Consider the following 9541-nt stretch of genomic DNA (forward strand, 5'->3'; position numbering starts at 1 on the left):
GGTGGAGGAACGCTTCCGCGAGCACCCCGAGGCGACTCATACGATCATTCACGCTCTGAACCAGTGGCTGCACGAGACGTGGCAATTCGACTACAAGGGCCGCATCTTCACCACACCGATCATCACCTTGCCCATTGTGGAAAAGGCCATCGACGAGCTGAACTGGGTAGTCGAGCGCGGTGCCCGAGCCATTCTCATCCGGCCGGCGCCGGTACCCGGGCTGCACGGCCCGCGGTCGTTCGCCCTCCCCGAATTCGACCCGTTCTGGAAGCGGGTCGTCGAGACCGGCGTGCTGGTCATCATGCACGCCTCCGACAGCGGTTACTCCCGCTACGCCAACGACTGGGAGGGCGCCGGCGAGTTCCGGCCGTTCCAGCCCTCGCCGTTCCGGTCTTACTACAGCCTGGCCCGCAACCCGGCCGAGGACGCGGTCGCGGCGCTGGCCTGCCACGGACTCCTGACGCGGTTCCCCGAGCTTCGGATTGGCATGGTGGAGAACGGAACCACCTGGCTGCCCCGGCTACTGGAGAACCTCAGCGACACCCGCAAGAAGATGCCGCAGCTCTACAGCGAGGACCCCGTAGAGGCCATCTGCCGCTGCATCTACTTCAATCCCTTCTGGGAGGAGAACGTGGCCCAACTCGCCAAGCTGGTCCCGATTGAGCACCTGTTCTTCGGATCGGACTATCCCCATCCCGAGGGTCTGGCGGAGCCCCTCAGCTACGCTGAGCGCCATCCAGAGCTAAGCGACGACGAGATCGCCCTCATGATGGGCGGCACGCTGTCGAACATGATGCAGGTAGACGCCTGAGATGTCGACGGATCACGGTGCGTCGTCCGCCACGAAAACGCGTGCAGACGGCGACCCGGCGGAGTTCAACCCCTACTCGGATGTTTTCTTCGATGATCCGTATGAGACCTACCGGTGGATGCGCGACGAGGCGCCGGTATACTACAGCAAGCGATGGGACTTCTATGCCCTGACCCGCCACGAGGATGTTGTTGCCGCGCATCGGGATTGGGAGACGTTCAGTAGCGCCTATGGTGTGACCTTGGACGGCCTGTCGATGCGGCAGCGGTTAAACACCAACATGTTGATCATCATGGACCCCCCGGAGCACGAGCGGCTGCGCAAGCTCGTGCGGCAGGTGTTCACCAAGGCGGCGATCGCCAATCTGGAGCCGCTCGTGGTGGAGGTGGTGACCTCCTACGTCGACGAACTGAAGGACCGGCAGAACTTCGATCTGGTGGCCGACTTCGCCGCCCTGTTCCCGGTGGAGATCATCTCTTCGATGCTCGGCGTCCCGGCCGGCGAACGACAGCAGATCCGGCTGTGGACCGACGGATTCCTGCACCGCGAGGAGAACAACCCGTTCGCCACGGAAAGTGGCGTGGCCGATTCGATGGCAATGGGCGAGTACTTCCTCGAGCTGGCCCACGAGAAGCGCCGTAATCCCGATGACCTGATCATCAGCAGACTGGTCACCGCCACCTATGAGGATGACGCGGGGGTGACGCACCGGCTCAGCGACGACGACATCGCCGCATTCGCAGTGCTTTTGGCCGCAGCAGGCAGTGAGACCGTCACCAAGCTGGTGGGCAATGGTGTGATGGCCTTCGACCGCAATCCCGACCAGTGGGAGCTGGTGCTCGCTGATCCCACACTGATTCCCGGCGCGATCGAGGAGATGCTGCGGCTTAACCCACCGTCGCAATATCAGGGGCGTTTCGCGACCCGCGACGTCACCCTCGACGGCGGGACGATTCCCGCGGGCTCTCCCACCCTGTTGGTGACGGGGGCCGCGACCCGTGACCCGCGGGCCTATGACCGGCCCGACGCATTCGACATCCGGCGCGGCGGGGCCACCACGCTGGCGTTCGGGTACGGGGCGCACAGTTGCCTGGGCTCCTGGCTCGCCCGCCTCGAGAGCCGCGTCGCCTTCCAGCAGCTGCAGCAGCACTGGCCGCGATTCGAGGTCGACACCGACGGTCTGCGCCGGGTCACCATGTCCAACGTCGCCGGCTACTCGCACATCCCCGTCCACGTCGGCTAATGGCCGAGGCCCTGGCGGCGGGTGAGGTTTCGGCGCCGAACGGCATGCCGGCCAGCGTCCCTGAGCTCCTGCGGATCATGCGCGCCGAAGCCGACGGTGAATTCCTCGTCACTGACGACGAGCGACTGACTTTCTCGGAGGCCGACTCCGCGTCGCTGGAGCTGGCCGACGCACTACTCGCCTCCGGTGTCGGCAAAGGGACCCGAGTCGGCATCTTATTCCCCAACTGCGCCCAGTGGCTGATCTCCTGGTTGGCAGCCGCCCGAATCGGCGCGCTGACGGTTCCCCTGTCGACTTTCGCACCTGGTGGGGAACTCGGGCGGCTGTTACGGCACACCGATGTGCAGGTTGTGCTGATGGGGCAATCCATCGCCGGGCGAGATCTCGTCGCGCGCATAGAGGACGCCCTGCCTGGCCTCAACGATGGCGGCGCTGCGATCGCCGAGCCGACAGCGCCCTATCTGCGGCGGCTCCACGTCTGGCCGGGGTGTGAGCGTGCCTGGGCCTCACAATGGCCACCCCGCGCGGAATCGGCTGCGCCACTGGCATGTTCGGCCGAAGACGAAGTGCGGCCGGCCGATGATCTCGTCGTGGTCAGCACATCCGGGACGACCGCGCTGCCGAAATCCGTCGTGCACACCCACGGCAGCCTGGTGCGCCATGCCTACATTCTGGCGCACCATCGCGGCGTCACCTCGGCTGACCGAATCTATTCGCCGATGCCGTTCTTCTGGGTGGGCGGCCTGACAATGGTTGTGCTGCAGGCGCTTTCGACCGGCGCAACCATCCTCGCGCAAGACGTGTTCGAAGCGGGTAACACGCTAGCCCTGTTGGAGCGGGAACGGGCGACGTTCATTTCATGCTGGACCCAGGCAAGTCAGGCGATGGCCGACCATCCCGACTTCGCCAAGCGCGACCTGTCGAGCGTGCGAGGCGGCACCATGATTCAGGCGCTGCCGCCCGACCGGCGACCACGCGAGCCCGACCTGATGCCCAACCTGCTGGGTATGACCGAGACCGGCGGCCCGCACACGATGGTCGAGGTGCCCGACACCCCGCTACCGCCGGAGCTGCGCGGCTCCTTCGGAATTCCGCTACCTGGTGTGGTGCAGCACCGGATAGTCGACCCCGACTCGGGCGTCGAGGCGGGGTACGGTCAGGAGGGCGAGATCCAGGTACGCGGTCAGATCGTGATGAACGGTATCTACAAACAGGAACGCCACGAGGTGTTCGGCCCCGACGGCTGGTATGCCACCGGGGACCGGGGGTGGTTCGACGATGCCGGCCACCTGCACTTCACCGGCCGCGCAAGCACTCTCATCAAGACCGCGGGATCCAACGTGTCGCCGGCAGAGGTCGAATCGGTGTTGGACTCGATGCCTGAAGTCCTACACAGCTTCGTGGTCGCCCTGCCGCACCCGGTCCGCGGACAGGTGGTTGGGGCCGCCGTTGTGCCTGCCCACGGAGCGCCGTTGTCGGTCGAGACCATCGTTGCCCACGCTCGCCGCAACCTGTCGACGTTCAAGGTTCCCACCGTCATTCGCCTTGTCGCCGAGGACGACCTGCCCATGCTGCCCACTGGCAAAGTCGACCGCCAAGGACTCATGCGGGTCCTGACCGGCGAGTGAACCCGTTATCGTTGGCAACGATCTGATCGGAGAACGAGCATGACACGAGATTTCGAGCTTGCCGGCTGATGGAGGCAACGGCCCTGGAGTCAGTGGACGCCGTCACCCCGGAGTGGACGACAGCTGTGCTCGCGCAGAACGGCATCGCTGCCACCGTCTGCCGCGTGACCACCGAGCCGATTGGCACCGGGCAGATGGGTTCGTGTTATCGGCTATTCATTGGCTACGACGCCGGCGTAGGTCCGGACCGCCTGATCGTGAAGCTGCCTGCTACCGATTCGGCAAGTCGCGCTGCCGGCCAGCTCGGCTACCGGTGCGAGACGACGTTCTACCGCGAGGTCGCCGATCGGGTGCACCTCGACATCCCGCGGTGCTACTTCGCCGCGATGAACGAGCGCGGCGACGGATTCACGCTCGTGCTGGAGGACCTTGCACCCGCCGAGCCCGGCGACCAGATCGCCGGTTGCTCTGTCGATCAGGCTCGCGCGGCCGCAGTCAACGTCGCTGGATTGCACGCGCCGACATGGAACGACCCGTCGCTTCGTGAACTCGACTGGCTCATACCAGATCTCGCGGCGTACCCAGAAGTCGCTGCCGCGTTCCTGGTGGACGCCACCAAACAGTTCTTGGACCGCTACGCGGTGACCCGGGACACGGGGGCGACGCTGAACCGCTTCGCTGATCGATTCGCGGATTGGGCGGCGGGGCGACCCGAACCGTTCGCGATGCTGCACAGCGATTACCGCCTGGACAATCTGCTCTTCGCTCAATCCGATGCACCCCGCCCAGTGGTCGCGGTCGACTGGCAGGTCGTCACGGTGGGGTCCCCGCTGCGCGACGTCGCCTTCCTTATCGCCACCGGTTTGTCGACCGCGAGCCGTCGCGCCGGGGAGAAGGGGATCGTCGAGGCTTACCATCGTCGCCTCGTCGCGCTCGGAGTCAACGGCTATGGCGCCGAACAGTGTTGGGAGGACTACCGATACGGACTGTTCCAAGGCCCGCTCATCACCGTGTTGGGCGCGTTCGTCGCCCAGCCCACCGCACGGGGCGACCGGATGTTCACCGTCATGGCCGAGCGGTCGTCGACGGCGATCACCGACCTGGATGCCATGTCTCTGCTGTGACGGCATTCGGGATTGGGAGCGCGTGAGGTCAACCACCGCACGAAAGATTCTGGTGACCCTGGCTTCCGACGAAGCAGCTTTCATCACCGCCGCAGTCGTCGACGTCGACGGCGGCGCAGTCGCCAAACTCTGACCACCCTGGAGGAACCTTGCTAAGCCCATTCGACGACTTCCCAATCCACCCCTCGGCCGATCCGATCGCCCACCCCGCCACGGGCGATATCAACCACTACGACCGGTACTGGTTCAACGGACATCAACACGACGGGGAGTTCTACTTCGGTGCCGCAATGGGTCATTACCCGGTGCGCGGCGTGATCGACGCCGCATTCAGCATCGTGCGCGACGGAGTGGAGCATTCGATCTTCGCCTCCGGTGCGATGCCGACCGACCGGTCCACCACCATCGGGCCGATCCGCGTCGACGTGGTCGACCCGATGCGCACCATCCGTTATGTCGTGGAGCCCAATGAGCACGGCATCGCGTGCGACCTGCTCTTCCGGGCCGCTACTGTCGCCGTCGAGGAACCCCGCCAGCAGCGACGCACGCCCGAGGGAATCCTCCTCACCGATCACACGCGTCTTACCCAGTGGGGCACCTGGCAAGGCACAGTCACCGTCGACGGCGACGAGCTGCAGATCGACCCCACCGAGGTCTCGGGCACGCGGGATCGCTCTTGGGGCATCCGCCCCATCGGTGAGCAGGTGCAGGTCATCCGACAACCCATGCCGTTGCAAGTGTTCTGGCTCTGGGCGCCACTGCATTTCGGCGACCGATTCACTCATCTGGCTGTGCACGAGCACGAAGACGGCAGACGGTGGCTCGAGACCGCGCTGGTCATCGATCCCATTCCTGACGGCGCACCCCCATGGAGCACAGCCGGCGTCCGCGAATGTCACAACATCCGCTACGAACTCGACTGGGAGCCCGGACGCCGAGAAATCAAACGCGCGCGACTGTGGTTCGATCACCCCGACGAGGGCGAAGTCCTGGTCGAAGTCGCGAAGAAGTTCACCTTCCGCATGCGCGGGATCGGCTACTGGCACCCACACTGGGGTCACGGAAGCCTGCACGGGCCGCTCGACACCGGACGCGAGTCGATCAGGCTGGAGGATTTCGATCCCACCGACTTCGCTTCAATCCACCTCCAAAACCTGGTAATCGCAACGATGGGCGACCGCCGCGGCGTCGGCGTCGTCGAGCAGATCGCCATCGGACCCCATCAACCGAGCGGGCTAACCGGCCTCCTGGACGGACATCGAGTTGCCAAACCGTCATAGTCACAACTGTTGCGCCGGACCGACCACGACGAAGCGCGGCCGGTGGCTGTCTAGCCCGCGTCGCGCAAGGCGGCCGGCCAGTCGTGCCGCAGGTCGATGGATACTGTGCGGAGGTCGGCCGTCGGGTCGGCGCGCAGGCCCGCGAGAGTGCGCGCCATGCGCTGTCCTTCCTAACCTCAGCTAAGCTAGGTACTTAGCTAGCGTAGCTATCCCAGTGAACGTGCTCGGCTTGGGGACTCCTGGGCCCGGGCCTGAACTCGGTACCGATCGTGTGAGCAACCGGTATGAGCGCCACCTGGGTCACCTGCCCATACGGGATCCCGAGCACTGCGGCAGCGTCGCGTTCGTGGGGCAGGTGCAAGGTCGTCCATGCTGTTCCCAAGCCCCGGGCGCGGGCGGCCAGCATGAAACTCCAGGTCGCGGGCAGTATCGATCCCCACGCTATGGCTTGCCAAAGGTGAGGAGCGTTTTCATATCGGCCTTCGATGCACGGGATGACCAGGACCGGTACCTCCTGGAGGTGCTCAGCCAGGTAGGCGGCGGACTTCATCACGGCCTCCTGTCCGGGAGGGGCCGACGGCGGCTCGGTCTCGCTTTGGGATTTCCGGTACAGCTCGGCAAGGGCCTTCTTTTGGTCGGCGTCGGTGACGACGACAAAGTGCCAGCCCTGCTGGTTGCCACCGGTCGGTGCTTGGAAGGCGAGGTCGAAGCACTCCTCCAACAGTTCCCGCTCGACAGGGCGCGACAAATCGAGGCGTTTGCGCACTGTGCGCGTGGTCGACAACAGCTGATCCGGCGTTAGGTCAAGCGTCATGTGTGCAGGCTCCTCGTTTGGCGCGTCGAACTGTCCATAAGCCACCACGCTAGCACGAATGGCAACGCGATGTTGCCATTCGATGACTTCTGCGCTAGCTTCAAGTTCGACGGTCGACCAAACGATCTATGGAGGTTTCGAGATGTCACACCTGCTCCATATCGATTCTTCGGTCCAGGGTGACTTATCAGTGAGTCGTCGACTGACCGCTCGGGCCGCCGATCGGTGGCGTACGGCCCATCCCGGCGGAATGGTGACCTACCGCGATCTGGGCGCCAGCCCGATACCGCACTTGGACGCTGCGACCGGACTGGCGCGAATGGTGGCCGGGGAGCAACGCACTGCGGCACAAGACGCGTCGTTCGCACTCAGCGTTGAATTGATCGACGAGATCAAGCAGGCCGACACGGTCCTGCTCGGCCTGCCGCTGTACAACTTCGGTCCGCCCAGTACGGTCAAGGCATGGGTCGACCACATTATCGCCCTGGGGTTGTCCATCGACGCGGAGACCCATGCGGGCCTGCTCGGCGACACCGACTTCATTGTGCTTGCCAGCCTCGGCGGCGGTTACGGTCCGGGCACACCGCGCGAAGGCTGGGATCATGCGCAGACCTGGTTGCCACACGCCTTATCGGTGACCGGGCTGCAGCCGCAGTTCATCACCGCGGAACTCACGACGGCCGATGCCCACCCGAAGATGGCCCATCTCAAACCGCTTGCCGCTGAAAGCCTCAACAAGGCCGTCGCCGCCATCGACCAGCTCTGGACGGCCGACGAAGACGCCGCCTAGTGCGCGAAGCCAGCCCTCCAAACCGGCAACCGAAACGATTGATAGACCTCACGATTTTCAAGACAGCAACTGACTTCACTTGTCTGAGCGCGCAGGTGGCGCCGAGTGGCTGCCGGCCAGCGGTGCGAGGACGATTCGCAATATGCGGCGGCACTCCTCCTCGGTGGGCGCGCGCTCTCGGGTCTCCCCCCAAAGCACGACGCCGAAGAACACCAGGTGCGCGATCATTTCGGGATCGTCGGTTGGTCCCACCTCGCCTCGGGCGCGTGCTCGATCGAGGGCTCGACGAAATGCCCCGAGCGCACGGTCATTCACGGCTTCGACGAGTTCCTTGAGTTCGTCCGACGTCGACCCGACCGCGCGGTGGACCGCCTGCCCCTCGGGCAAGCCCGCGGTCTCCCCGATCATGAGCATCAGGGCCAGCAGATCGCCGCCCAGTGAACCGGTATCGGGATCGTGGTCGAAGCGCTGAAGCCCGGGCTCCAGGACAGCCAACAGCAGTGCACTCTTGGACGGCCACCGCCGATAGATCGTGGTGCGATTGACATTGGCGGCTTTGGCGACTCCCTCGATGGTCAGCCCCGGGAACCCCACCCGTGCCAGTTCGGCCATGGTGGCCGCGCGCACCTTCTCGACCACCTGGTGGCTTCGGGGGCCCCGCTGCACGCCCCTCGTTCGCCGCGTCGAACTGTCCATAGCCACCACGCTAACATGATGGCATCACTATGTTGCCATTTGGAATCTGTGCGCTAGCTTCATGTCGAAAGCGGCCAGCGAAGGAGACGGGTCGTTGACGGAGCAGGCGGCGGACTGGGCTGACGTGATGGGCTTTGACCGGCCGCCCACTATGCTGCCCGCCGGATGTGGCTGGCACTGAACCGAACGCCACCGAAAACGTCGCCGTCTCGTTTCTAGAGAAATGTGACCGGCATGGAAGTAAGTCGGTTGCCGTGCATTTCCGCAGCTCACGGTGTCCGTTTCTTGTCTCGCTTCCCAGTGCTGCGGAGCAAAGCCGCTATCCGAAGCTGCGGGGCTCATGAATCAGTGCGGCCGGCGGTCTTCATCTGGTCCAAGTCCGCCATCACGACGGTCCTGCCCCCGGTGGCCGCGAGCGCACGCGTATGGCCGAGGTGGTGCATGTCGAAACACGATTCGATCGCGTTGGAGAAGCCCATCGTGTCGAGGGTGTGATTGACGGCGCGCTTGGCCAGGCGCAACGCCCATGGGTCGGTCCGCGCGATCCGTTGCGCGAGCCGTAGAGTGAATTCGCGAAGCTCCTCTACCGGCACCACATGGTTGACCATCCCGGTCCGCAATGCCTCCTGGGCGCTCACCGAATCCTGGGTGAATAGCATCTCCTTGGCCTTGCGGGGGCCGAGTTCCCAAGTGTGAGCGTGATATTCGACGCCCATGATGCCCATCAGCGCAACCGGGTCGGAGAATTGAGCATTGTCGGCTGCGACGATCAGGTCACAGGGCCAGCACAACATTAGCCCCGCGGCGATGCACTTACCCTGCACGGCCGCGATCGTGGGTTTCGGGATGTCACGCCAGCGCTTGGCGTATTCCAGGTAGCCGCGGGTCTCCCAGTCGTAGTAATGCTCCGCCACCAGCTTGCCGTCCTCGGCACGTTTGGGACGAAGATCGCGGCCGTTGGCAGATGGATCGTTGCCCGACATGTCGTGGCCGGCCGAGAAATGTTTACCGGTAGTGGTGAACACGATCACCCGTACATCGGGGTCTGCGTCCGCGCGCCGCCACGCGTCGTCGAGGTCCTTGAGGATGCCCGGTGTCTGCGCGTTTGCGGCCTGCGGCCGGTCCAGGGTAATCACCGCCACCGACCCGTCCGTC

General features: G+C 64.8%; 10 protein-coding genes. 6 read left to right on the forward strand and 4 right to left on the reverse strand.

Annotated elements, in window-relative coordinates:
* The 5 genes from WAN71_RS04320 to WAN71_RS04340 all read left to right on the forward strand — a co-directional run.
* A partial coding sequence (locus WAN71_RS04320; protein ID WP_422224147.1) for an amidohydrolase family protein occupies positions 1-811 on the forward strand: 811 nt, incomplete at its 5' end.
* 1 nt (position 812) lies between these two features.
* Positions 813-2054, forward strand: a complete 1242-nt coding sequence (locus WAN71_RS04325; protein ID WP_422224148.1) for a cytochrome P450 — start codon at positions 813-815, stop codon at positions 2052-2054.
* Complete coding sequence (locus WAN71_RS04330; RefSeq protein ID WP_422224149.1) at positions 2054-3682, forward strand: class I adenylate-forming enzyme family protein; 1629 nt, start codon at positions 2054-2056, stop codon at positions 3680-3682. Before WAN71_RS04325 ends, WAN71_RS04330 begins: the two co-directional genes overlap by 1 nt.
* Before the next feature lie 68 nt (positions 3683-3750).
* Positions 3751-4806, forward strand: coding sequence for a phosphotransferase (locus WAN71_RS04335; protein WP_422224150.1), 1056 nt, complete (start codon positions 3751-3753; stop codon positions 4804-4806).
* Between the two features lie 149 nt (positions 4807-4955).
* Complete coding sequence (locus WAN71_RS04340) at positions 4956-6086, forward strand: hypothetical protein (protein ID WP_422224151.1); 1131 nt, start codon at positions 4956-4958, stop codon at positions 6084-6086.
* Positions 6087-6136: 50 nt separating this feature from the next.
* Here the strand turns inward: WAN71_RS04340 and WAN71_RS04345 are convergent, their stop codons facing one another.
* Both WAN71_RS04345 and WAN71_RS04350 read right to left on the reverse strand, forming a co-directional pair.
* Positions 6137-6244 carry a class I SAM-dependent methyltransferase gene (locus WAN71_RS04345; RefSeq protein ID WP_422224152.1) on the reverse strand — a complete coding sequence of 36 codons (108 nt, stop codon included), beginning with the start codon at positions 6242-6244 and terminating at the stop codon, positions 6137-6139.
* Between the two features lie 35 nt (positions 6245-6279).
* On the reverse strand, positions 6280-6900 hold the full coding sequence (locus WAN71_RS04350) for a nitroreductase family protein (protein ID WP_422224153.1): 621 nt from the start codon (positions 6898-6900) through the stop codon (positions 6280-6282).
* A 142-nt stretch (positions 6901-7042) separates the two neighbouring features.
* Between WAN71_RS04350 and WAN71_RS04355 the strand changes: the two genes are divergently transcribed.
* The gene (locus WAN71_RS04355) at positions 7043-7690 is read left to right on the forward strand and encodes an FMN-dependent NADH-azoreductase (protein WP_422224154.1); all 648 of its coding nucleotides are present in this window, start codon (positions 7043-7045) and stop codon (positions 7688-7690) included.
* A 75-nt stretch (positions 7691-7765) separates the two neighbouring features.
* Here WAN71_RS04355 and WAN71_RS04360 read toward each other — a convergent pair whose 3' ends face one another.
* Entirely contained in the window at positions 7766-8386 is a 621-nt protein-coding gene (locus WAN71_RS04360) for a TetR/AcrR family transcriptional regulator (protein WP_422224155.1), read from the reverse strand.
* A gap of 338 nt (positions 8387-8724) precedes the next feature.
* Entirely contained in the window at positions 8725-9528 is an 804-nt protein-coding gene (locus tag WAN71_RS04365) for an enoyl-CoA hydratase (RefSeq protein WP_422224156.1), read from the reverse strand.
* Positions 9529-9541 lie beyond the last annotated feature (13 nt).

This window comes from Mycobacterium sp. (genome assembly GCF_049280035.1).
In the GTDB taxonomy this organism is placed as follows: Bacteria; Actinomycetota; Actinomycetes; order Mycobacteriales; family Mycobacteriaceae; genus Mycobacterium.

What these genes read in the sequence shown, in the direction of transcription:
- WAN71_RS04325 (WP_422224148.1), top strand. Translation starts at nt 813, where the DNA reads ATGTCGACGGATCACGGTGCGTCGTCCGCCACGAAAACGCGTGCAGAC.
- WAN71_RS04330 (WP_422224149.1), top strand. Translation starts at nt 2,054, where the DNA reads ATGGCCGAGGCCCTGGCGGCGGGTGAGGTTTCGGCGCCGAACGGCATG.
- WAN71_RS04335 (WP_422224150.1), top strand. Translation starts at nt 3,751, where the DNA reads ATGGAGGCAACGGCCCTGGAGTCAGTGGACGCCGTCACCCCGGAGTGG.
- WAN71_RS04345 (WP_422224152.1), bottom strand. Translation starts at nt 6,244, where the DNA reads ATGGCGCGCACTCTCGCGGGCCTGCGCGCCGACCCGACGGCCGACCTC.
- WAN71_RS04350 (WP_422224153.1), bottom strand. Translation starts at nt 6,900, where the DNA reads ATGACGCTTGACCTAACGCCGGATCAGCTGTTGTCGACCACGCGCACA.
- WAN71_RS04355 (WP_422224154.1), top strand. Translation starts at nt 7,043, where the DNA reads ATGTCACACCTGCTCCATATCGATTCTTCGGTCCAGGGTGACTTATCA.
- WAN71_RS04360 (WP_422224155.1), bottom strand. Translation starts at nt 8,386, where the DNA reads ATGGACAGTTCGACGCGGCGAACGAGGGGCGTGCAGCGGGGCCCCCGA.